General features: G+C 39.1%; 24 protein-coding genes and 1 tRNA gene. 15 read left to right on the forward strand and 10 right to left on the reverse strand.

The window, feature by feature from the left end:
- Positions 1 to 81: 81 nt before the first annotated feature.
- A complete protein-coding gene (locus AA637_RS06485; protein WP_446684374.1) occupies positions 82 to 471 on the reverse strand; it encodes a hypothetical protein in 390 nt (129 codons plus the stop codon).
- Positions 472 to 591: 120 nt separating this feature from the next.
- On the opposite strand from AA637_RS06485, the gene AA637_RS06490 reads away from it, so the two are divergent.
- On the forward strand, positions 592 to 1,197 hold the full coding sequence (locus tag AA637_RS06490) for a Crp/Fnr family transcriptional regulator (protein ID WP_446684375.1): 606 nt from the start codon (positions 592 to 594) through the stop codon (positions 1,195 to 1,197).
- A gap of 4 nt (positions 1,198 to 1,201) precedes the next feature.
- On the opposite strand, the gene AA637_RS06495 is transcribed toward AA637_RS06490, so the two are convergent.
- Positions 1,202 to 2,143, reverse strand: a complete 942-nt coding sequence (locus AA637_RS06495) for a LysR family transcriptional regulator (RefSeq protein ID WP_446684376.1) — start codon at positions 2,141 to 2,143, stop codon at positions 1,202 to 1,204.
- Positions 2,144 to 2,486: 343 nt separating this feature from the next.
- On the opposite strand from AA637_RS06495, the gene AA637_RS06500 reads away from it, so the two are divergent.
- Positions 2,487 to 3,266, forward strand: a complete 780-nt coding sequence (locus tag AA637_RS06500; protein ID WP_446684377.1) for a fumarylacetoacetate hydrolase family protein — start codon at positions 2,487 to 2,489, stop codon at positions 3,264 to 3,266.
- Here AA637_RS06500 and AA637_RS06505 read toward each other — a convergent pair.
- Both AA637_RS06505 and AA637_RS06510 read right to left on the reverse strand, forming a co-directional pair.
- Positions 3,263 to 3,739 carry a Tic20 family protein gene (locus tag AA637_RS06505; protein WP_446684378.1) on the reverse strand — a complete coding sequence of 159 codons (477 nt, stop codon included), beginning with the start codon at positions 3,737 to 3,739 and terminating at the stop codon, positions 3,263 to 3,265. The genes AA637_RS06500 and AA637_RS06505 overlap by 4 nt on opposite strands.
- A 29-nt stretch (positions 3,740 to 3,768) precedes the next feature.
- Complete coding sequence (locus AA637_RS06510) at positions 3,769 to 3,966, reverse strand: hypothetical protein (RefSeq protein WP_446684379.1); 198 nt, start codon at positions 3,964 to 3,966, stop codon at positions 3,769 to 3,771.
- A 286-nt stretch (positions 3,967 to 4,252) separates the two neighbouring features.
- Between AA637_RS06510 and era the strand changes: the two genes are divergently transcribed.
- Both era and AA637_RS06520 read left to right on the forward strand, forming a co-directional pair.
- Positions 4,253 to 5,194, forward strand: coding sequence for a GTPase Era (era, locus tag AA637_RS06515; protein WP_446684380.1), 942 nt, complete (start codon positions 4,253 to 4,255; stop codon positions 5,192 to 5,194).
- A 44-nt stretch (positions 5,195 to 5,238) separates the two neighbouring features.
- Positions 5,239 to 5,439 (forward strand): hypothetical protein, encoded by a 201-nt coding sequence (locus tag AA637_RS06520; RefSeq protein WP_446684381.1) that lies wholly within the window; start codon positions 5,239 to 5,241, stop codon positions 5,437 to 5,439.
- Positions 5,440 to 5,446: 7 nt separating this feature from the next.
- Here the strand turns inward: AA637_RS06520 and AA637_RS06525 are convergent, their stop codons facing one another.
- Positions 5,447 to 5,743 carry a TIGR03792 family protein gene (locus AA637_RS06525; protein ID WP_446684382.1) on the reverse strand — a complete coding sequence of 99 codons (297 nt, stop codon included), beginning with the start codon at positions 5,741 to 5,743 and terminating at the stop codon, positions 5,447 to 5,449.
- A 98-nt stretch (positions 5,744 to 5,841) separates the two neighbouring features.
- On the opposite strand from AA637_RS06525, the gene AA637_RS06530 reads away from it, so the two are divergent.
- From AA637_RS06530 to AA637_RS06540, 3 genes are all read left to right on the forward strand, one after another.
- A complete protein-coding gene (locus AA637_RS06530) occupies positions 5,842 to 6,753 on the forward strand; it encodes a branched-chain amino acid transaminase (RefSeq protein ID WP_446684383.1) in 912 nt (303 codons plus the stop codon).
- 87 nt (positions 6,754 to 6,840) lie between these two features.
- Positions 6,841 to 7,629, forward strand: coding sequence for an LmeA family phospholipid-binding protein (locus AA637_RS06535; RefSeq protein WP_446684384.1), 789 nt, complete (start codon positions 6,841 to 6,843; stop codon positions 7,627 to 7,629).
- Between the two features lie 42 nt (positions 7,630 to 7,671).
- Positions 7,672 to 8,292, forward strand: coding sequence for a GerMN domain-containing protein (locus tag AA637_RS06540; protein WP_446684385.1), 621 nt, complete (start codon positions 7,672 to 7,674; stop codon positions 8,290 to 8,292).
- 74 nt (positions 8,293 to 8,366) lie between these two features.
- Here AA637_RS06540 and AA637_RS06545 read toward each other — a convergent pair whose 3' ends face one another.
- The 3 genes from AA637_RS06545 to AA637_RS06555 form a co-directional block, all read right to left on the reverse strand.
- Positions 8,367 to 8,561 (reverse strand): hypothetical protein, encoded by a 195-nt coding sequence (locus AA637_RS06545; protein WP_446684386.1) that lies wholly within the window; start codon positions 8,559 to 8,561, stop codon positions 8,367 to 8,369.
- 85 nt (positions 8,562 to 8,646) lie between these two features.
- The gene (gene zds / locus AA637_RS06550) at positions 8,647 to 10,080 is read right to left on the reverse strand and encodes a 9,9'-di-cis-zeta-carotene desaturase (RefSeq protein ID WP_446684387.1); all 1,434 of its coding nucleotides are present in this window, start codon (positions 10,078 to 10,080) and stop codon (positions 8,647 to 8,649) included.
- A gap of 148 nt (positions 10,081 to 10,228) precedes the next feature.
- Positions 10,229 to 10,978 (reverse strand): hypothetical protein, encoded by a 750-nt coding sequence (locus AA637_RS06555; protein WP_446684388.1) that lies wholly within the window; start codon positions 10,976 to 10,978, stop codon positions 10,229 to 10,231.
- Positions 10,979 to 11,200: 222 nt separating this feature from the next.
- Between AA637_RS06555 and fabD the strand changes: the two genes are divergently transcribed.
- From fabD to AA637_RS06580, 5 genes are all read left to right on the forward strand, one after another.
- Positions 11,201 to 12,064 (forward strand): ACP S-malonyltransferase, encoded by an 864-nt coding sequence (gene fabD, locus AA637_RS06560; protein WP_446684389.1) that lies wholly within the window; start codon positions 11,201 to 11,203, stop codon positions 12,062 to 12,064.
- Between the two features lie 382 nt (positions 12,065 to 12,446).
- Positions 12,447 to 13,397 carry a circadian clock protein KaiA gene (locus AA637_RS06565; RefSeq protein ID WP_069790678.1) on the forward strand — a complete coding sequence of 317 codons (951 nt, stop codon included), beginning with the start codon at positions 12,447 to 12,449 and terminating at the stop codon, positions 13,395 to 13,397.
- A gap of 44 nt (positions 13,398 to 13,441) precedes the next feature.
- Complete coding sequence (kaiB, locus tag AA637_RS06570) at positions 13,442 to 13,747, forward strand: circadian clock protein KaiB (RefSeq protein WP_069790679.1); 306 nt, start codon at positions 13,442 to 13,444, stop codon at positions 13,745 to 13,747.
- Positions 13,748 to 13,833: 86 nt separating this feature from the next.
- Complete coding sequence (kaiC, locus tag AA637_RS06575; RefSeq protein WP_446684390.1) at positions 13,834 to 15,399, forward strand: circadian clock protein KaiC; 1,566 nt, start codon at positions 13,834 to 13,836, stop codon at positions 15,397 to 15,399.
- Between the two features lie 202 nt (positions 15,400 to 15,601).
- A complete protein-coding gene (locus AA637_RS06580; protein ID WP_446684391.1) occupies positions 15,602 to 17,353 on the forward strand; it encodes a R3H domain-containing nucleic acid-binding protein in 1,752 nt (583 codons plus the stop codon).
- Between the two features lie 83 nt (positions 17,354 to 17,436).
- Here AA637_RS06580 and AA637_RS06585 read toward each other — a convergent pair whose 3' ends face one another.
- Complete coding sequence (locus tag AA637_RS06585) at positions 17,437 to 18,216, reverse strand: PspA/IM30 family protein (protein WP_446684392.1); 780 nt, start codon at positions 18,214 to 18,216, stop codon at positions 17,437 to 17,439.
- Between the two features lie 246 nt (positions 18,217 to 18,462).
- On the opposite strand from AA637_RS06585, the gene AA637_RS06590 reads away from it, so the two are divergent.
- Positions 18,463 to 19,983: a protein kinase domain-containing protein gene (locus AA637_RS06590; protein ID WP_446684393.1), complete on the forward strand. Its 1,521-nt coding sequence runs from the start codon at positions 18,463 to 18,465 to the stop codon at positions 19,981 to 19,983.
- Positions 19,984 to 19,990: 7 nt separating this feature from the next.
- Positions 19,991 to 20,791 carry an aminotransferase class IV gene (locus AA637_RS06595; protein ID WP_446684394.1) on the forward strand — a complete coding sequence of 267 codons (801 nt, stop codon included), beginning with the start codon at positions 19,991 to 19,993 and terminating at the stop codon, positions 20,789 to 20,791.
- 56 nt (positions 20,792 to 20,847) lie between these two features.
- Here the strand turns inward: AA637_RS06595 and AA637_RS06600 are convergent, their stop codons facing one another.
- Complete coding sequence (locus tag AA637_RS06600) at positions 20,848 to 21,258, reverse strand: hypothetical protein (RefSeq protein WP_446684395.1); 411 nt, start codon at positions 21,256 to 21,258, stop codon at positions 20,848 to 20,850.
- 213 nt (positions 21,259 to 21,471) lie between these two features.
- Here AA637_RS06600 and AA637_RS06605 point away from each other — a divergent pair.
- A tRNA-Gln gene (locus AA637_RS06605) sits at positions 21,472 to 21,543 on the forward strand.
- The last annotated feature ends 4 nt before the right edge of the window (positions 21,544 to 21,547 follow it).

Consider the following 21,547-nt stretch of genomic DNA (forward strand, 5'->3'; position numbering starts at 1 on the left):
ATAGTTATAAATATAAATACAAGCTCTTCTCTTGTCAAATGAGACTAGGACAATTATACGATCTATATGCTATTGAAAAAGTTAATTTTTTCCCAACCACTTCCATAAGAAGTGTTTTTCTCCCTTTGCCCTAATCTTTTTTACTTCTTGGGCAAAATAATATTTTTCCTTGTCTGATAATCCTCCTCTAATGATATAGGAACTATGCCAGAGCAAAACAGAGGTTAAAAAACCAATGGAAAAAGTAACCGCCAAAGTACCGAGGGGATTAAATTCCATTCCTGCCCTAACCGCTGACCATGTACAATGTTCTTGACAAAGGGAAAAAGTTTCTCTAAATTGCCACAAGCCCCAAGGCATCAGGGTTAACCAGGATAAAAGCACTAGTAGCCATCGGCCATATATTCTGCTCAGGTGCAATCTTTCAATGTCATCGTCTTCAATTATAGATTCTTCTTGATTTTCGTTCATTTTCCTTTGGTTAACAAATCTTGGTTAAAACTTAAACTATTCATTACCTTCCATTAACTTTCATACCCTAGCATAGGTGGTAATTCGATGTATCCTAGCAAACATTGGCTATCACAACTTATGTTAATTACTTCTCCATCCAAACATCATTTAAGCACTAAAATTCAATCTAGTGAAAGAAGATTACATTTTTATGGCAAGGGTGAAGAAATCCCCCTTTTAGAACAAGGAATTTGGAGCATTAGTAGTGGTTTTGTACAATTAGTTGGGGTGAATAATCAGGGGGATGAAACTTGGCTAGGATGGGCTTCTCAGGGTCATTTTTTTGGTTTATGGTTAACTTCTTTAGATTCTTTTAAAGCAAGGGCTTTGTCGGATGTATATTTGCAGTGGTATAGTTTGCAAGAAATTGAAAAATCACCCCAAATTGCTCAGACTGTTTTAGCTCAAACAGTAGTCAGAGTTAAGCAAACTGAACAGTTATTGGCGATCGCAGGATTAAAGAGAGTTGAGGAGAAACTGATTGAATTATTACGTTTGTTATCTAACTGTATCGGTGAAAATCTTAATGATGATTATACCCGTTTAACAGTGCGTTTTACCCATCAAAATTTAGCCAGTGCGATCGGGACTACACGGGTAACAGTAACCCGTTTATTAGGAGATTTGCAAAAAGATGGTTTAATTTCCTTTGACAAAAGTCGTCATATTATTGTTAAAAAATGATGCTCTATGGTTTATTCCCCATTCCTCCATCTAAATCATCAAATCGAAATTGAGTTTGATTATAGACGAGGTTAAAAAAGTTTTTGATAGTAGGAATTTCTAACCTATCCCGAGTAGTAACCAAAACCACGTCTCTGGTGAGGGGTAAGCCCGAATTTAGGGCGATGGATACCACCTCTAGGGTAGGATCTAAAACGGCTTCTTGGAGAGCAGATTGGGGTAACAGAGCGATTAAATTGCCCTGACGAATCACCCCCCGAAAAGCGTCTAGGGTGTTTAATTCCATGGCAACGCTTAACTCAAAACCATGACTAGCGAATAAATCTTGGACAATGCGCTGCATTCCGTAGCCGTCTTTGAAAATAACTTGGGGAAAACCGACTAAGTCTTTGATGGTCAGAGTTTGGTAGGAGGCAAGGGGATGATCTTTTGCCACTAAAACCTGTATTACTTCTTCATATAGAGGTCTTACAAACATTTCCCCCGTAGCAGTCAAATATTTGTTATTCATGACCACAGCAACGTCCACAAGTCCATCTCGTAAAACTTTTAAGGCGCGATCGCTCCCTAAAGCTGTTACCCTTAATTGTACTTGGGGAAACGTACTACAAAATTGTTGCAAAATAGGGGGCAAAAAATAGGCACACACCGAGTGAATCGCCGCCACACATAGCTCTGGTTGTTCCCCCTGCAAAAGTTCCTTCATTTTTTCCTCAACCTTTTCCCACTCCTGACAAATACGCCTTGCGTGGGGTAATAGTCGCTCTCCTCCCACCGTTAACTTTGCCTGGGCGTGACGATGAAATAAAGAAGTGCCTAAATGAGCTTCTAAGGCTTGAACTTGACGGCTTACCGTGGACTGGGTAACACCACACTTTTTGGCTGCTTGTCCAAAACTCCCTGTATCATTCACCGCTAAAAATGCCTTAATTTGCTCAATTCTCATTAATTTACCAATCCTCTACCTCGGGTGTTACATCCATTAATACCGTACGATTAGATAACCTTTTCAATCTGTAACAATTCATACTATATTTATGGAATATCTCTGGGTTTGAAAAACCGAGATTAATGAAGGTATAATTCACAACTTCCCAGAAAAGGTGATAATTAACCTACCACGACTTTTAAGTAACTATTATGTATTGAAATCTTAGTGATTTTACTATAGCATTACCTAGGAGTAGTTTTTCCTCTTGTTTTGATGGTTTACGGTTGGTCAAAAAAACTCTATTTTTTATCAAAAAATTATCAATAAAATTTAATATCTAACTTTTAGAATTTATATCATGGCACAGCGTTATGTAAGGGTTAAAACCAAAAAAGGACAAACATATTATGGCAAATTACAACTTGACCGTAGTGTGTTAGTTTTAGATGCGCCACCATGGCTAGATGGCGGTGAAACGGATTTGGTTTTGGAAGTGGACGAATATCTCTTACTTGCGCCCTGTGCGCCTTCTAAGATTATTGCGGTGGGTAAAAACTATGCTTCCCATGCAGCGGAAATGGGTTCAGAAGTACCCAAAGAGCCTCTTATTTTCTTAAAACCTCCTTCTTCTATCATTGCCCACGAACAAATTATTTATTATCCCAAACAGTCTCAAAGGGTTGATTTTGAAGGGGAATTGGCAGTTATAATAGGCGATCGCACTAAAAACTGCACCCTAGAAGAAGCTACAACCAAAATATGGGGTTACACCATCGCTAACGACGTTACCGCCAGAGATTTACAGAAAAAAGATGGACAATGGACAAGGGCGAAAGGATTTGATACATTTTGCCCCCTAGGCCCTTGGATTGTCAGAGAATTAACCTCAGGAGCAAAACTCGAAACCATCATCAACGAAGAAGAAAAACCAAAACAATCTGCATTACTAGAAGACATGGTATTTTCTCCCGCCGAAATAGTCGCCTATGTCTCCCAAATTATGACCCTTTTACCTGGGGATGTCATCTTAACAGGTACTCCCGAAGGTATCGCCCCCATGCAGATAGGAGACACCGTCAGTATAGAAATTGAAAGCATTGGGGTATTAACTAACACCATTGAAGCCATACCCGACTAAAAAGGCACTTGAGAATAAGCCGCTTCAGAAATACCGGGTAACTCTGCATATTTACCAGTGGCAGATTGATAAATACTATAGCCACAGGCGGCTAAAGTACCCAAGAAAATAACGTTATAGAGGGTTTCAATAAATAATCCCCCTATGCCCCCAGCGAGTATGCCAATAATTAGATTTACTAAGATTAACAAAATATCAATGAGAATAGCCTGCATGGCATTGTATCGAAGGAAATGGCTAAACTTAGAATTCCTAATGACAAAAGAAAATAAAGCGATAAAAATAATAAAGCGAGCAAATGGAATGATGCTATAAAGATAAATTAGAGGGATTAACGGGATCGTTATTAATTGCAGAATGGGAAATTGATTGAACAAAAACCCCCCAAATTCTAAAACATAATAAAGGGGTATGAGATAGACTAAAGAAGCAAATAGTCTATCCTTCCAATCATTTGAGCCTAGGCGAGTCATAAAGTTAATAGTTTATTTTTTTATTTCACTTATTCGATATTAACAAGATGAAACCCCATCTGACATTGATATACTATGGGTTGATTTTGCCCTAACTTGCCCAAACATTGCCCACAGCCAAGTTTACCCTTTTGCCAACGGGGTGTCCCTCCATGATTCGCCATCAGGCAACCATTACAAACTTTTTCGGTGGATAATAGTTGTTCATTTTGGAGAATTACTAACATTGTCTAGCCCTCCCTTACGCTTAACTCCCATAGCTCTATTTTACTCTTTTGCCCAGAAAAACTGTATTATCGGATGCTTTACTTAACAATTACTGTGGTTTGATGGAAGAATTTGTTGAGTGTCAGGTAAGAGAACGTATTAGGCATTAGGCTTAAATATTTGTACGTTAGAAGTTTTATTATCAATTCTCCATTATCCATTCTCCTCCTGCCTTAGCCAATTTATGGTAGTTTTAGGATAGGACATTAACCGTGTAAATTAACACGATACTCTGTAAGATTTTATATGTCGAATGTTAACGATTTTGTTTCTAGTATTATTCCCATTGCCCCAGAAAATTTTAAATCTGGTTTCATAGCAATTATTGGGCGCCCCAATGTGGGTAAGTCCACTTTGATGAATCAATTGATTGGACAGAAGGTTGCTATTACTTCCCCCGTTGCCCAAACCACTCGTAATCGTTTGCGGGGTATTTTAACCACCGATGAGGCTCAAATTATTTTTGTGGATACTCCTGGTATTCATAAGCCACACCATGAGTTAGGGCGAGTTTTAGTTCAAAATGCAACCTCGGCTATTAATAATGTGGATGTGGTTTTGTTTGTGGTGGACTGTGCGCAAAGGGCTGGTGGGGGCGATCGCTTCATAGCCGATTTGTTGCATGATAGTTCTACCCCTGTAATTCTGGGTTTAAATAAGGCAGATTTGCAAAGGGGTAATAGTGAAGAAATTGACGCTAGTTATCAAGAAATTTGTGAGGAAAATTGGCAACAAGTTAAGTTTTCAGCGACCAATGGTACAGGGTTAGAAAATTTACAGGAAAAGTTAATTAATAATCTTGATAATGGCCCTTATTATTATCCCCCAGATTTAGTAACGGATCAGCCAGAAAGATTTATCATGGGAGAGTTAATTAGGGAACAAATTTTGTTATTAACAAGGGAAGAAGTTCCCCATTCCGTGGCAGTGACTATCGAAAAAATGGTAGAAACTCCTAAAATAACTAAAATATATGCTGCCATTAGTGTAGAAAGAAAGTCCCAAAAAGGTATCATAATTGGCGATAAAGGTAGTATGTTGAAGGAGATTGGTACTGCTTCCCGTCAACAAATGCAAAAAATATTGAGCGGAAAAGTATATTTAGAATTGTTTGTAAAAGTTGAACCAAAATGGAGACAATCACGGTTAAGATTAGCTGAATTTGGTTATCAAGTAGATAAAAATTAATATATTTATTATTTTAATATAGTTAAAATTTATAGTTATTTATTATGTTAGATTTAATAACAAACCCTAGTCCAAATGTAATTTTTTTATTAGCTTTATTACATTGTTTTATCGGTCTATCAGCAGGGATTGTCGCTGATACTAAGGGTTATTCCTTTGCTCTTTGGTTATTGATAGGTGCGATCGCAGGTACCTTTGGACTCATCGCTTCCCTACGACTCAAACCTTTGACAAAAGCGAGTTAGAGCAAAATCAAACAACAAAAAGTTCCCTCGATTCCATCATCCGAACAGGAATATCCCCCATGGCATTTTTAAATCGAAAGGCAGTCAACTCCAAATCTTCGGGGGGAATAGCCTTCCATAACTCCCTAGAAGCCCAACGAATCACAAAAATAACCTCGTCTTCATCATCTGGACTCATCCAAACCTGCTTATCAATAAATCCCTCATATTTTTCTAAGGCATCAGTCCAAATTAATCTATCTTGCTCCAAAAAAAAGTTGTGATACTCAGAACAAACCTCAAACTTTAACCACTCAATAACCATCCCTTAAGTCCTAATAATAAATAATATGGAGAGTTTCCATAATAGGATTAAAACACCTATATAATTATAAGATTGACTAAAATTTATTGATCCAAATTATGCCTGATTTTTTACCCATCGCCTATTTTGAAGGTAACTTCGTACCCTTTAAAGAAGCTAATATTTCCATTGCTACCCACGCCCTACACTACGGCACAGGAGCTTTTGGCGGTTTAAGAGGTACCATTAACCCTCAAAATCCCAAACAAGTGCTATTATTTCGCTTAGATCGTCACTGTAAAAGATTAAGTAATAGTGCCAAGTATCTTCACTACGATTTACCCGCCACCAAAATTTATGATGTCATTAAAGATTTTGTAAGTAAAAACGCTCCTACCAACCCTTTTTATATTCGTCCTTTTGTTTATACCTCCGATTTAGGAGTTGCCCCTAGATTACATAACATTGAAAAAAACTTTTTTGTCTATGGTTTAGAAATGGGTGATTATTTATCCCCCGATGGTATTAGTTGCCGTATTAGCTCTTGGTATCGCCAAGAAGACCGTAGTTTACCCCTCAGAGGCAAGATTAGTGGCGCTTATATTACCTCTGCCCTAGCCAAGACTGAGGCGGTGGATTCTGGCTTTGATGAAGCAATTTTGATGAACTCTCAGGGCAAGGTATGCGAAGCGACAGGAATGAATATTTTTATGGTGAGAAATGGTAAGTTAATTACTCCTAGTTTTGATCAAGATATTCTTGAGGGTATTACCCGAGACAGTGTCATTACCATCGCCAAAAACTTGGGTATGGAAGTTGAGCAAAGGGAAATCGATAAGACTGAATTATTCATTGCTGATGAGTTATTTTTATGTGGCACCGCAGCCAAGGTGACTCCTGTTAAGAGGGTGGAGAATTATCATCTAGCCAAAGAAAGACCTATTACAACTAAAATCAAAGAAACTTTGACTGCTATTACTGAAAATAGGGATTCTAATTATCAAGATTGGATTACTACTATTGATCTTTAGGGAATAATTTATTATTAGTTATTACTATATTTTAAGTTTTTATGATGTGATGTAAACAAACCCCACTGGTTAAAATTGGTGGGGCTTATGACGAAAAATATAATGGAATTTTTAATTAGTACCTTTACAATTTTTACTGCGTTGATGTCGTCGGGAGGGTTTATCATTGATAGTGCATTTACCAATGCCATCAAACAAAATTCTGAGTCGGTGGAGGAAATTGAGGTAAGGGTTGAAAATGTTCCTACCCATAACATTGTTAAGGGAGAAGTTGATAGTATTAAATTAGCTGTGCGAGGTTGGGGTTTAAGGGAAAATTTCCGCCTTGATGTATTGGAATTGGAAACTGATCCTCTCAAGTTTGATTTTAGTCGTATTCGGGAAATTAATAGGGAAACTTGGCGCGAAATTATTCAGAGTGATATTAATGTCGGTATTCGTACTGTGATGACAGAGGATGATCTCAATGCTATAGTGCGATCGCCCCGAGCCTTGGAAATAATATCCTCATCCATCCCCCCATCCTCCCCTGAAGGCTTTGAATTAGAAGATGTGAGCCTTGACTTACGACCTAATCAAAGAATCAGGCTAAACACCATTGCTAGATCTCAAACTCCTGGAGTAAGAGTAGATTTTAGTATAGAGTTTGGCATAGAATTAATTGGGGGACAACGGTTAAAAATTGTTGAACCTCAAGGAACATTTAACGGTCGTCCCATATCACAGGAACTATTACAAGGCTTTACCCAGAACCTTAATATGCGCTTAGATCTTAATGCTTTGCAACGCTTCGGGGTGATTGCAAGACTACTACAATTAGACATAGCAGATGAAAATATAGGTATGAGTGCATTAATTCATGTTCCAAATCGTTAAAATTAGTTCAACAATAATTATTTAATATTTATTTTTACTACTATGGCAGATAAAAATCCTAACCCTTTTTCTTCATTAAAAACAATCATTATCACTGGTGGTGTTGTTTTGGTATTGGGAACCGTAGGCGCTCTCCTTGCCTATAATTCTCTCAATAGAGATACAACCCAACTTCCTAATAATCCTACCATCATTGAACCCGTCGATCCCGTAGATCCTGATCCTGAGCAACCCGTCGAACCCGAAGGGCAAAGAGTAAATCTTTATTGGTTGAACGAAAACCTTGAAATCACCCCTCGCACCACAGACTTACCCAAGGCAGAAACTCAAGAAGAAGTATTAACCAATGCCTTTAATATGCTCTTACAAGGCTCTGACACCGAAGATTTTAGTGCCATTCCCGAAGAAACTCAGTTACTCGATTTAGAAGTAAGAGAGGATGGAGTTCATGTTAATTTATCCTTTGACTACACCACTGGAGGCGGTAGTGCTTCTATGATAGGACGTTTGGGGCAGGTAATTTATACCGCTAGTAGCCTAGAGCCTAACACTCCTGTATGGCTTAATGTTGATGGAGAGCCTTTAGAACTCTTGGGCGGTGAGGGTTTGGAGGTAGAACAACCCATGACCAGAGACTTATATCAACAACAGTATCAATTTTAGTTAGGATCTGCTCAAAAGGTCTTTTCATAAGGGGTAGGGGATAGTTTTTTTTCGTTTAATTCAGCTCACCCCATCTATTTCGCCATGCTTTTTTTTATTAAATAACCTAAGTAAAAACTGGTTAGGGCAGTGATAGTAATATCCCAAAACTGAGGCAACATCAAAGAGTATCTCTGGGCGATCGCCCCTAGCACAATAAAAATCCCCAAAAACACCGCATATCTATCTTTTTCTTTCATAATATCAAGAGCTAAAAGTAGGGTGGGCATTGCCCACCGAGCAATTATTGCGATCGAATCATAGTCATGGAAAGCTGCTTTATTTCCTTCTCAACCAACTACAATTTTTTCTAAACTACCCCTTAGAAGCCAAAACAGCCTCCGCCGCCTGTCTTCCCGAAATAGTAGCCCCCTCCATACTATCAATATAATCCTGTTGAGTATAACTACCTGCAAGGAAAAAATTATCAATAGGAGTCTTTTGGGCAGGGCGATAGGCATCCATCCCAGGAGCCTCACGATACAAAGATTGAGCCAACTTCACCACACTATACCAAGTCATATTCAAATCCTTAGAAGAAGGAAATAACTTATGTACCTGATCTAGTACATGGTGAGCAATCTTTTCATTATTTTCCTTAATAAAAGGATCACCCGGAGTTAAAACCAACTGTAACAAAGAACCCTCGCCCTCTCGATAATAATCCCCTGGACTAGACAAAGCCAAATCAGAAAAACAAGAGAAATCAGCATCAGCAGTATAAAGTAAATTATCAATGCCCTCGGCCTTCTCCAACTGAGTGCGTTTTTGTGGGTCATTTAATTCCGTTACCCAACCATCAAAACGTAATTGCACCGTAGCCACAGGCACTGCATCCAGCTTATAAATATTGTCAAACTCAGACCACTTGCGCCACCCTTGGGGCAACAACCTTTGAATCCCCGGAATATCACAGGCACACACATATCTATCCGCCGTTATCAACTCCTCTGTTTCACCATCAGCAATTAATAATCCCGTTACTTGAGCCTTTCCATTTTCCTCATACTGGATTTCCCTTACTCGTCGGCGAGTGTGAATTTTTACCCCTTTTTCTTCCAAATAATTAACAATAGGGCCATGTAAATATTCGTGGGGAGAGCCTTCCAACATTCTCAATACAGAAGCCTCAGTTTTGGCCGCAAAAAATTGAAAAATAGTTAACATACAACGGGCAGAAATATTTTCTGTATCAATAAAACCCAAAGCATAAGCAATGGGATTCCACATTTTATCCAAACTGCCCTGATTGCCCCCATGGCTTCTAAACCAATCAGCAAAACTCACCTTATCTAACTTACGAATATCTCGCATAGCACCTTCAAAATCCACCAACCCTCTAACGATGGGGCTAGTACCAAGGGCCAAAGAATTGGCAATTTTATCCACCGCTGAAAGCTGAGACGTAGTAAAAAATGCCTTTAAACCATTGAAAGGAGCGCCTGTGATAAAGCGAAAATCAAGCTCTCCTACCCTACCACCCTCATTAATAAAAGTGTGAGTGTGTTGTTTTAAACGTAAATTATCGATCGCCCCTACCTTTTCCATCAAGGCAAAAAGATTGTAGTAACAACCAAAAAAGACGTGCAACCCCATTTCAATGTGATTACCATCCTTATCAACCCAACTACCAACCTTCCCCCCCACAAAAGGACGAGATTCAAAAATTTCTACTTCACAACCAGCATCAACTAAATCAATGGCTGTGGCTAATCCTGCTAATCCAGCACCGACGATGGCAACTCGCATTCTTTTTTATCATACTCTTAACTTTTCTTTACATATTATAAACAATAAAAGTCCCCTTTATAATGTGGCCCTTTCCAACCATCGACACAATTACGGTGGGGGTTAACAGTGTTGAACCCCTTATCAACCTTAAAATTAAATCTCCATCTTAATTATTAAAGAGGCTTTGCTGATAGGATACAGCCTGATGTAAGAACTTCTCGTTTACCAAAACCCTAAAGGTATCCAAATTTTCTTGCCAAGAATTAATTTTGCTCATCAAAACCTTTGATTTATTCTCCGCCCCTTGAATACTATCAAACTTATAAGTAAAATTCCCCGCAAAAAGGATCGCAGGCATTGCCGTATTATTAGACTGTTGTAACCTAGCAGGGTTAATGTTGACCGCCAAGCTATATCCTTGCAAATTATAAAATAAATTTAAAGCCGCTTGAGGTTCGACACCTTCAAATTGTGACCAACTGCCCCGTTTTAAAAATTCTTCATTAATCAATTTTTTCCCTGCGGTTTCATCTCCAGATAAAGGAGCGATAATTTTCGGAGAAATACTTAAACCCTGATACTCGGCACTAGATAACTTTTCGATATATTTAGTAGCTACCTTAGCAAAATTTAAGTCTTTCATCTCTTTGTTACCCAAACCCTCAATAAAATTAATTATCCCTGGTTGAGCAATGATTTTTAAACCATTTTTATACATAATCTGAGTGCCATTGGGGCTGACCATAGGTTTTTGAGCCACTTCCCAATCCGAGGGAATAATGCCCCCCATTTGCAAAAACTCAGCACTTACCATGGTGGGGTTAAAATTTTTGATAGCAATTCCGAGGGTTACTTCTTCAATTTGTTGAGGAATTTTGACGGATACAGGATTATTAAATTGACCTTGTAAATTCATAATGTTAAATATTTAGAATAATCTTTTGTTCTACTCTAAGACTATCTCAATTTAAGGTTATATACTTTTTTGAGGGTCATGAAGAATAAAGAACACTCTTTGGTGTTTTTTGTATCTTTACGGGATAAAGTCTAATCTTAATTAACCTATGGGAAATCTTTAATTCTTCCCTAGTTTGAACTATAATGTCACAGCGATACTGTTATAAAAAGTGTATATAAAATGACAAAAATCGCATGGGTATTTCCAGGGCAAGGCTCACAGGCTCAGGGCATGGGTTTATCTTTAAAGGATACAGAAATAGGTAAACAAAAGTTTGCACAGGCTCAAGAAATCCTTGGCTGGTCAGTGTTGGAGGTATGTGAAGCAGGGGATGAAAGGCTTTCTCAAACTATTTATACTCAGCCTTGTTTATACACTGTGGAGTGTATTTTGGTTGATTTACAAAGGCAGGAGGGAAAACAGCCTGATTTGGTGGCAGGACATAGTTTAGGGGAATATGTGGCTCTTTATGCGGCGGGGGTGTATGATTTTGCCGAGGGGTTAAAGTTAGTGAAACGTCGGGCTGAGTTGATGAGTACCGCAGAGGGTGGGAAAATGGTGGCATTGATGAAGTTTGACCGTGATGTATTAGAAAGTGCGATCGCCTCTAGCCCTGATGTTGTCATTGCCAATGATAATAGTGAAGGACAAGTGGTAATTTCAGGAAAACCAGAAGCCATTGATGAGGTTTTAGAAAAAGTACAAGCGAAAAAAGCTGTGGAGTTAAACGTTTCAGGAGCATTTCATTCTCCTTTCATGGCATCGGCGGCCACAGAATTTACTAAAGTATTAGACACCATCACCTTTAGAGATGCCGCAACCCCTATTATGTCTAATGTGGATCCCCTCCCTAGTACATCCGCCCTAGAAATAAAACAAAGACTAATTCAACAAATGACGGGGGGAGTGCGCTGGCGGGAAATTATGTTAGATTTTCCCAACCATGGCATCACCGAAGTGGTGGAAGTAGGACCAGGTAAAGTTCTCACGGGGTTAATCAAACGTACCAATAAGACCATTGGTTTAAATAATATATCGGGATAAGTATCGGTTAAGTGTTAGGTACAAATAGGATCTGCTGAATAAATCAAAAACTGGAAATATCGGGAGTTTGTGCATATCATACTAAATCCCGTTTCAATAATATACTAATTAGGGCGGAGAACAGGGAACGGGGAACGGATAGTAATTGTTTATTGTCAATTGTTACACGGTGAATAATAGTAAACTCTACTAATCGGATTTGGTATCACAACGGTCAAAAAATACGCAAAAATCCCCATTATTCATTCTCCATTATCAATTAACACCAAATACCGAACCCACCATAAAACTATTTTTTGTTTCCATTGATTATTCATCAACTCTCAAGCTACCATAGAGATAAATTATTATAATTACTAATCCGTTTACCCCTTATAACCCTTTGTCTTCTCGTCTATATATTTGTATTTTTGCCCCAGATACCTCTATCAGTCAGTCATTAATCACATGGCTGAAAGATGAAGGTGTAAAAGAATCGAGCGATCGCCATTATCTGCATATCATAGAATCAAACACAGAATTTCAACACTTTATTATTGAAAATAAAGAAAAAATTGACTGTTTGATCATACTCTACAACAGCACTAGCCAAGAAATTATCACCAACCTTTATGACGAAGGATTAATTTTACCCACCGTAATCATCGAAACCCCCGACTACCCCATCAACCAAGGGCAATACCAAGCCGACTTAACCCAAGAAAATCCTCCCGAAGAAAACCCATCGATCATTTACCATGTCGGGGAAATCAAAATTAAACCAGAACAAATCAAAAATATCACCACCCATGTAGATAAAGCTATCACTCAATTTCTCTATTTAGCCCCTAGTTGCTCTGTCTCAGAAAAAGAAAAAACTATTCCTCCCCAGAACGAAGAAAGACAAAACTTTTTATTATTACAACAAAGAAGACTAGCTTCAAAATTAAAAGAAAGACTAGGATATTTAGGAGTATATTATAATAGAAATCCAGACTATTTTTATCGTAACTTATCCCTAGAAGAACGCCAAGAATATCTTGGACAATTAGCTGCACAATATAGAGAAGTCATAATACTCTATTTTGGAGAAGAAAACGAAGTAAATCAACTCATAGATCAATTTGTTAATCAATGTTTTTTTGCTGATTTATCCGTATCACAAATCCTCGAAATTCATATGGAATTAATGGATGAATTCGCACAACAACTGAAGCTAGAAGGACGTAATGAAGAAATATTACTAGATTATCGTTTAGCCCTCATTGACATAATTGCTCACCTTTGCGAGATGTATCGTCGTTCAATTCCCAGAGAAGATTTACCCTTTGAAGTCTTGTTTCCAGCTGATTAAAATAGTAAAATAAAGTTTAGTTAAAAGCTATAAAAAATAATTATATGAGTCCCCTAAGAAAAACCTATGTCCTGAAATTATACGTAGCAGGAAACACCCCAAACTCCGTAAGAGCATTAAAAACTTTAAAGACCATTTTAGAAGAAGAATTTAAAGGAGTTTATGCTCTCAAAGTAATTGACGTTCTCAAAAATCCTCAACTAGCAGAAGAAGACAAAATCTTGGCCACTCCTACCCTTTCCAAAGTTTTACCGCCCCCCGTGCGAAAAATTATCGGCGATCTTTCCGACCGAGAAAAAGTCCTCATCGGTTTGGACTTACTCTATGAAGAAATCAAAGACCGAGAATAGGTTATGATCTCCCATAATTAGATAAATAATAACTTTAAATAACAAATTTTTTTTAATATTTTTTTTAAATCGACTCAATATTAACAATGTCTAAAGATTTTATTAGTAAGGAAAGGAAAGAAGAATTAAGGGCAAAAGGTGTCAAAAAAAGACGCACCATGATCGAAGGTTTTGACGAAATTAGCCATGGTGGTTTACCCATCGCCCGAACAACCCTTGTTAGTGGTACATCTGGTACAGGAAAAACCCTCTTAGCTATTCAATTTCTTTACAACGGTATCAAACACTTTGATTGCCCTGGTTTATTTGTCACCTTTGAAGAATCCCCCAATGACATTATCCAAAACGCCTATAGTTTTGGTTGGGATTTACAAACTCTTATTGATCAAGGAAAACTTTTTATTTTAGACGCTTCCCCAGATCCCGAAGGGCAAGAAGTGGTGGGAAATTTTGACTTATCAGCCCTCATTGAAAGAATCCAATATGCGGTTAATAAATACAAAGCTAAATTAGTATCCATCGATTCTGTCACCGCCGTTTTTCAGCAGTATGACGCCGCGTCCGTGGTACGCCGTGAGATTTTTCGCCTAGTGGCAAGATTAAAACACCTTGAAGTTACATCTATTATGACCACCGAAAGGATCGAAGAATATGGTCCTGTGGCACGGTTTGGGGTAGAAGAATTTGTGTCGGATAATGTGGTTATTGCCCGTAATGTCTTGGAAGGAGAAAGAAGAAGACGTACCATTGAAATCCTGAAGTTGCGCGGTACTACTCACATGAAGGGAGAATATCCTTTTACCATTACAGGGGATGGTATCAATATCTTTCCTTTGGGTGCGATGCAACTTACCCAGCGCTCTTCTAATGCCCGTAGTTCGTCTGGCATCAAAACCCTTGATGAGATGTGCGGGGGTGGATTCTTCAAAGATTCTATTATCCTTGCCACAGGGGCTACTGGTACGGGTAAAACTCTGTTGGTTAGTAAGTTTTTGGAAGAAGGTTGTCGTCAGGGAGAAAGGGCAATTTTGTTTGCCTATGAGGAGTCGAGGGCTCAGTTATCCCGTAATGCTTCTTCTTGGGGTATTGATTTTGAAGATATGGAGCGTAAGGGCTTGTTGAAACTGTTATGTTCTTATCCTGAGTCCGCTGGTTTAGAGGATCATTTACAGATGATTAAATCAGAGATTGCGGAGTTTAAACCTAGTCGCATTGCCATTGATTCTTTATCGGCTTTGGCTAGGGGGGTTACTAATAATGCTTTTCGTCAATTTGTCATTGGGGTGACGGGATATGCGAAACAGGAGGAGATTACTGGTTTCTTTACTAATACCACGGATCAGTTTATGGGAGCACACTCTATCACTGAATCCCACATTTCTACTATTACGGATACGATTTTGATGTTGCAGTATGTGGAAATTAGGGGGGAAATGTCTAGGGCGATTAATGTGTTTAAGATGCGTGGTTCTTGGCATGATAAGGGTATTCGGGAATATAGCATCAGTAAGGAAGGTCCTAATATTAAGGATTCGTTCCGCAATTATGAAAGGATTATCAGTGGTTCCCCTAGTCGCATTAGTGTGGATGAGAAAAGTGAGTTATCCCGCATTGTTAAAGGGGTAAGGGATAAAACTCAAGATCCCATTTAGAGTCTGCTAAGTAAATCAGAAACTTTGATTGCTAAGAATTGAAGTGTAGTATTAAGCACCAAAAAATCTTCATTATCCATTCTCCATTATCAATTAACACCACGACCCATTTTTTCATTCAATCCTATGTAATAATTAACTTTTGTTACGAAAATTTAAGTTATCATGGGGGGTGATGAGTCTTTATCGTGAAATTTAAGGAATGGAAGAAAAACTGCCCACCCACAGAATGGAGATTACTGACGATCTCGATAAACTTTTACACATTTTACCGTTAAGTATCCAAAGTGCGATCGCCTCTCATCCCCAGAAAAAAAATCTGATTGAAATAGTTTTAGACTTAGGCAGAAAACCCGAAGCAAGATTTATCGATCATACCTGCTACCTAAGCGAAGATGTAGTGAGTCGGGAAGACTTGGAGCATTGTATTCCCAGAGTCGGACACTTCAGCGCCGACAACCGAGCAGGTATAGAAGGAACATTGCACCGCATTAGCGCCATCCGTAACCGCCAAGACAAAATTATTGGCTTAACCTGTCGTATTGGTAGAGCTGTATTCGGCACTATCTTGATGATCAGAGAATTGGTGGAAAGTGGGCAATCCATTCTTTTATTAGGTCGTCCAGGGGTAGGTAAAACCACTGCTCTTCGGGAAATCGCCAGAGTTTTGGCCGATGAACTGGAAAAAAGAGTGGTCATCATTGATACCTCCAACGAAATTGCAGGGGATGGGGATATACCTCACCCCGCCATCGGTAGGGCAAGGAGAATGCAGGTAGCTCACCCCGAATTACAACATCAGGTAATGATTGAGGCGGTGGAAAACCATATGCCAGAGGTGATTATCATTGATGAAATTGGCACAGAATTAGAGGCGCTCGCCGCCCGTACCATCGCCGAGAGGGGGGTTCAATTGGTGGGTACCGCCCACGGTAACTACTTGGAAAATTTGATCAAAAACCCCACCCTTTCTGATCTAATTGGGGGCATTCAATCTGTTACCCTAGGAGATGATGAAGCCCGTCGTCGTGGTTCTCAGAAAACGGTCTTAGAAAGAAAAGCCCCTCCTACCTTCGAGATTGCGGTGGAGATGTGGGAGCGCCAAAAATGGGTAGTCCATGAGGAAGTGGCTCAGACGGTGGATAATATTTTGCGTGGTAGGCAGATTATTCCTCAGTTACGGCAGGTGGATGATGCAGGGCAGGTTTCCATTACCAGAGATCCTAATTTAGCTCCTAGTAACAGCGAAATTTCTAAGGTGTCTGAACCTCAGTGGGAAACTATGATGAATACTCCTAGCAAACCTTCGGGGTTGAGGGCATCGGGAAAAATGTACCCTCCCAAAACTGAAACTCCTGCCCAAGTGGAATTTAACCAGCTGTTGGATAAATCTTGGTATCAGGCGGATGAGGTGAATAAAATTCGTACTCCAGGCCCTAATGGGGAGGATTGGCCGGTTTATCTTTATCCTTACGGTGTGGGGCGATCGCAATTAGAACAGGTCATAAACGTTCTTAAAATGCCCATTTCCCTTACCAAAGACCTAGATTCTGCCGATGCAGTGTTAGCTTTGCGATCGCAAGTTAAACACCATGGGAAACTACTTCAGTTAGCAAAAAATAGTGAAGTACCCATCTATAGCATCAAATCCAACAGCATCCCCCAAATTACCAGAGCCCTGCGCAAACTGGTGAACATGGACAACCCAGACAACCCAGAATCAGCGGATTTACGCCTATTTACCAAAGCAGGTAGTGACGACGAAATAGAAGCCCTAGAGGAAGCTAGACTCGCCGTAGAGCAAATAGTTATTCCCCAAGGGCAACCCGTGGAGTTATTACCACGCAATGCCAAGGTTCGCAAAATGCAACATGAGCTTATCGAACATTATCGTCTGCGTTCTGATAGTTTTGGTAATGAGCCCAATCGTCGCCTCAGAATTTATCCAGCTTAGGGGATAGGGAATATTACAAAAAAAAGGGGGTTGTACCCCCTTAATCTTTATCATCTTAAAGCTCTGTGAACTATGTATGATACCTAGGAATTGAGTTGACGGCGTAATTCTTCCAAATCATCATCTACGGCACTACTAGAAGCCCCAGAAGCCACATGACTATCTTGGGGTTGACCTTCAGGAAGGGCGGCCGCAGGCTCTGAGCCTCCAGACATTTGTAATCTCATTTGTGCTAATTCATCATCCACATCAGAACCACCCTCCAAGGCTGCCCAGCGAGATTCTTCCCCAGCCCCTGCCAATTCCCCAGCAGACTCAGAAACCGCTTCCATTTGTAATACCTTGTCTTCCATGCGCTCGAAAGCAGCACTAGCAGAGCTAGTATTAATATTGCTGATGGTGCTTTGTAATTGTTGATTTGCCTTGGCCGCACTGTAACGGGCTTTAAGCATATCTTTTTTAGTTTTTGCCTCAGAAATTTTGCTTTCCAAGGTAACGAGGTTTCTTCTTAACCCATCTACCTGAGTGCTTTGAGAATCCAACTGAGTTTTGAGGGTAGTTGCTACATCAGCAAAGGACTTTTTGCGCACGAGGGCTTCTCTGGCTAAACCTTCATCCCCTTTACTAAGAGCTAATTGAGCGCGTTGTTGCCATTTATTTGCTTCTGCTTGATTTTTTTGGTACTGTTGTTCTGTCCTTTTCTGAGATGCGATCGCCTGTGCCACTGCCTGACGCATTTTGATCAAGTCTTCGCTCATTTCCCGAATACTTTGTTCTAGGACTTTTTCAGGATCTTCGGCTTTATCGATTAGATCATTGACATTGGCTTTTACAACTCTTCCAAGGCGCTCAAATATTCCCATAATCTCTTTAACCTTTTACTATACTGGTGAACTTTTGAATAACTGTAACTTAATCTATCTTATCTTTAATAATATAGTAGCCTTAAGGAAAGTTGTAGCAAAAAAGTAAAACAACATTAATATCCTATAATGATGGTAAAGGCTCTAACCCTTATTAATCAAATCAAAAATAAAATTTCTTTACTTTCCACCATGGAAATTCCTCAGAAATTTTGAGACTAAAAATGCAAAAATGGGAAACGCTGAATGATTGTAAGCTATTGTGTGAATCCTTCCTGTCCTGAACCTGAGAATCATCCCAACCTCAAACAGTGTCGGGCTTGTGGTAGTGATTTGATCTTACATAATCGTTATCGTGCCTTAAGAAAAATCGGTAAGGGTGGTTTTGGTTCGACTTTTTTAGGAATGGATTTACGTTTGCCGGGTAATCCTTATTGTGTCATTAAACAACTGCGTCCTAATGCTGAAGATCCTGATACTTTTAGTATGGCATTAGATTTATTTGAAAGGGAAGCTAAAACTTTAGGAAAAATAGATCATCCTCAAATTCCTCGCCTTCTTGATTATTTTGAAGATCAAAAAAAGTTTTATCTCGTCCAAACCCTAGCCAAAGGTATTACTTTACAAAAAGAAGTACAAAAGTATGGAGTATTAAGCGAAAACGCCACCAAACGCTTTTTAGTAGAAATGTTACCCATACTAAAATATATCCACTCCATCAAGATGATTCACCGAGACATAAAACCTGCTAATATCATCCGTAGGGAACAAGATAAAAAGTTAGTTCTCATTGATTTTGGAGCAGTAAAAGACCAAGTCAACACCCAACTGGCCGCCAGTAATTATGGTCAAACAGCCTTTACTCAGTTTGCAGTCGGTACTATGGGTTTTGCACCCCCCGAACAACTTGCCATGCGCCCCGTATATTCTAGCGATATTTATGCCTTGGGTTCTACTTGTTTATATTTACTAACAGGTAAGGCCCCCAAGGATTTGTTGTGTGATGAGGTAACGGGGGAGTTATTGTGGGAGCAGGAAGTGAAGGTAAGCGCTAACTTTGCCAAAATCCTCGGCAAAATGTTGGAGGTAGATTTGCGAAATCGCTACCGAATGGTAGATGAGGTGATTAATGATTTGGATATGATGCCCTATGATATAGAGTTACAACAGGGTTTAATCTCCAGTCCTAAAAAGTTTGAATCAAAACCCAAGGAGGCGCAAGAGTCAGAGGATAATGTAGATAGTGAAAATCGTTCTAGTACCAGTGCATCTCGCTTGGCGGAAGCTATTCGGGCGAGAAAAGCTCGTCAGGGTAAATCTAAGTCTTTATCACCCACTAAAATTACCCCTGAAACCTTGTTAAGTTCCTATGCCATGGGCCGTGATGATTTTAGTAATCAGTGTTTTAATGGTTTTAATTTGAGTGGTGCTAATCTGCCTCGGGTAAATTTTAATCATGGTAAGTTCATCAAGACGAATTTTGAGGATGCTAATTTGGAGAGTGCTAATTTTTACCATGCTGATTTTAGTCGAGCGGCATTAGGTAGGGCGAATTTAAGGAAGGCTCATCTTCTGAAAGCGGAGTTACAGTATGCGGATTTGCGCAATGCTGATTTGACGGGGGCTAATTTGGACGGGGCGAATCTTTATAAGGCGAATTTGTGTGGTGCTAATTTGACGGATGCCCATGTGGATGAGTTTCAGTTGCAGGAGGCTGAGACTAATTGGGCGACTATTTTTCCTGATGGTAAGAAGCGTTTGTGGTAAAAAAAATATGTTTTTTTTTGATGGTCAATTGATTGAAGGGGATTCCATTTGTTTGCCTGTAAATGACCCTGGTTTTCTGTATGGGGCGACGATTTTTACGACTTTGAGGGTTTATAACCAGTCTTTGGAACATCCTCTGACTAACTGGGAGGCTCATTGCGATCGCACTTATAACAGCATAAAAACTTTTGGTTGGGTAATGCCAGACTGGCAGAGAATTAAAGAAGAAGCTCAATATTTAACTAATCATTATCCTGTGTTGCGAGTTACCGTTTTTCCTGATGGAAAAGAGTTAATTTTAGGAAGGCAACTACCTGCTGATTTAGAGCAAAAACAACGGTCAGGAATTGCAGGTAAACTGATAATAAATAATCAAAATATGCGTTCTTTACCGTTACATAAAACAGGGAATTATTTAACCCCTTTTTTATGTTTAAATCAAGCAAAAAAAGACGGTTTTCAAGAAGCTATTTTAACCGATAAAAATGGTAATTTCTTAGAAACTACCACAGGTAATTTGTGGGCTTATGCCGATGAATGCTGGTTTACACCCTTGTTATCCGAGGGAATATTACCCGGTATTGCTAGAGATGTAATTATAAAAAATGCTAATTTTTCTATTAAACAAAATGTTTGGACAGCGGATTTTATTGCACAAATAGAGGCGATCGCCCATAGTAATAGCGTTATAGAAATTGTGCCTTTCCACACTATTAGCACCCAAGAAAAAATATTAAACTTTGACCCCTTGCACCCAGCTATTCAACTATTAAAAAATATATTTGCTGATTTTTACATTGATAATTAATAGCGAAAAAAAGTATCAACTATCCATCCTAAAACATCGATGATTACTAACGTAGCTTATTCGTCATTCTCTTTTTTTAGTTGCCTCATTTTATAACCAACAAATTCCCTAAACTTGAATAAATTAAAAGAATGTCCCAACTTCAGAGGCAACAAAGAAATGCCCTCTAGGCTAGACTGCACCCAACCATCACCCCAACACCACTCTTGATAACCATCAATACCCCCACTCAAGAGGAAGCGGATACAATTATTCTCAATACACTGCACCTCATGGTTAACCTCTACCAAACCAATATAGGCTTTAAACTTAGCTCCCGTAGTCAACTTAGAAGACAACTTTTTATCTAATTGAAAAGGGAAAAACCACTTACTAACATTATCCACCTCTAAAATAGATTCACGAAGAATATTCTCCTCGGCTTCAACCTCAATCCGTAATTGACTACTTTGGAATTTCCCTAACATAAGAATTACTCAGCAATAACAAGGTCATCTTCTATATTGACATATTTTTCAGGATGAAACACTTACTCAATTCACCATAACTACTTTATTCCTATGGAAACTTAAAATATTTCATTCTTTGGCTATCCCAAAATGAAAAACCTAAAAAAAAATTAAATTTCCCTTGACAATATATAGGTAGGATTCGCTATAATTGTTTATGTGCCCAAGCGATGGGATGTCGCCAAGCGGTAAGGCAGCGGGTTTTGGTCTCGCCATTCCTAGGTTCGAATCCTAGCATCCCAGCTCA

Source organism: Cyanobacterium sp. HL-69, from assembly GCA_002813895.1.
GTDB lineage: Bacteria > Cyanobacteriota > Cyanobacteriia > Cyanobacteriales > Cyanobacteriaceae > Cyanobacterium.

Coding starts and splice junctions, on each gene's coding strand:
- AA637_RS06525 (WP_446684382.1), bottom strand. CDS start 5,743: ATGGTTATTGAGTGGTTAAAGTTTGAGGTTTGTTCTGAGTATCACAAC.
- AA637_RS06510 (WP_446684379.1), bottom strand. CDS start 3,966: ATGTTAGTAATTCTCCAAAATGAACAACTATTATCCACCGAAAAAGTT.
- AA637_RS06595 (WP_446684394.1), top strand. CDS start 19,991: ATGTTTTTTTTTGATGGTCAATTGATTGAAGGGGATTCCATTTGTTTG.
- AA637_RS06535 (WP_446684384.1), top strand. CDS start 6,841: ATGACGAAAAATATAATGGAATTTTTAATTAGTACCTTTACAATTTTT.
- AA637_RS06520 (WP_446684381.1), top strand. CDS start 5,239: ATGTTAGATTTAATAACAAACCCTAGTCCAAATGTAATTTTTTTATTA.
- AA637_RS06600 (WP_446684395.1), bottom strand. CDS start 21,258: ATGTTAGGGAAATTCCAAAGTAGTCAATTACGGATTGAGGTTGAAGCC.
- AA637_RS06580 (WP_446684391.1), top strand. CDS start 15,602: ATGGAAGAAAAACTGCCCACCCACAGAATGGAGATTACTGACGATCTC.
- era (WP_446684380.1), top strand. CDS start 4,253: ATGTCGAATGTTAACGATTTTGTTTCTAGTATTATTCCCATTGCCCCA.
- AA637_RS06500 (WP_446684377.1), top strand. CDS start 2,487: ATGGCACAGCGTTATGTAAGGGTTAAAACCAAAAAAGGACAAACATAT.
- AA637_RS06555 (WP_446684388.1), bottom strand. CDS start 10,978: ATGAATTTACAAGGTCAATTTAATAATCCTGTATCCGTCAAAATTCCT.
- AA637_RS06495 (WP_446684376.1), bottom strand. CDS start 2,143: ATGAGAATTGAGCAAATTAAGGCATTTTTAGCGGTGAATGATACAGGG.
- AA637_RS06530 (WP_446684383.1), top strand. CDS start 5,842: ATGCCTGATTTTTTACCCATCGCCTATTTTGAAGGTAACTTCGTACCC.
- AA637_RS06490 (WP_446684375.1), top strand. CDS start 592: ATGTTAATTACTTCTCCATCCAAACATCATTTAAGCACTAAAATTCAA.
- zds (WP_446684387.1), bottom strand. CDS start 10,080: ATGCGAGTTGCCATCGTCGGTGCTGGATTAGCAGGATTAGCCACAGCC.
- AA637_RS06540 (WP_446684385.1), top strand. CDS start 7,672: ATGGCAGATAAAAATCCTAACCCTTTTTCTTCATTAAAAACAATCATT.
- fabD (WP_446684389.1), top strand. CDS start 11,201: ATGACAAAAATCGCATGGGTATTTCCAGGGCAAGGCTCACAGGCTCAG.
- AA637_RS06505 (WP_446684378.1), bottom strand. CDS start 3,739: ATGACTCGCCTAGGCTCAAATGATTGGAAGGATAGACTATTTGCTTCT.
- AA637_RS06585 (WP_446684392.1), bottom strand. CDS start 18,216: ATGGGAATATTTGAGCGCCTTGGAAGAGTTGTAAAAGCCAATGTCAAT.
- AA637_RS06485 (WP_446684374.1), bottom strand. CDS start 471: ATGAACGAAAATCAAGAAGAATCTATAATTGAAGACGATGACATTGAA.
- kaiB (WP_069790679.1), top strand. CDS start 13,442: ATGAGTCCCCTAAGAAAAACCTATGTCCTGAAATTATACGTAGCAGGA.
- AA637_RS06590 (WP_446684393.1), top strand. CDS start 18,463: ATGATTGTAAGCTATTGTGTGAATCCTTCCTGTCCTGAACCTGAGAAT.
- AA637_RS06545 (WP_446684386.1), bottom strand. CDS start 8,561: ATGCCCACCCTACTTTTAGCTCTTGATATTATGAAAGAAAAAGATAGA.
- kaiC (WP_446684390.1), top strand. CDS start 13,834: ATGTCTAAAGATTTTATTAGTAAGGAAAGGAAAGAAGAATTAAGGGCA.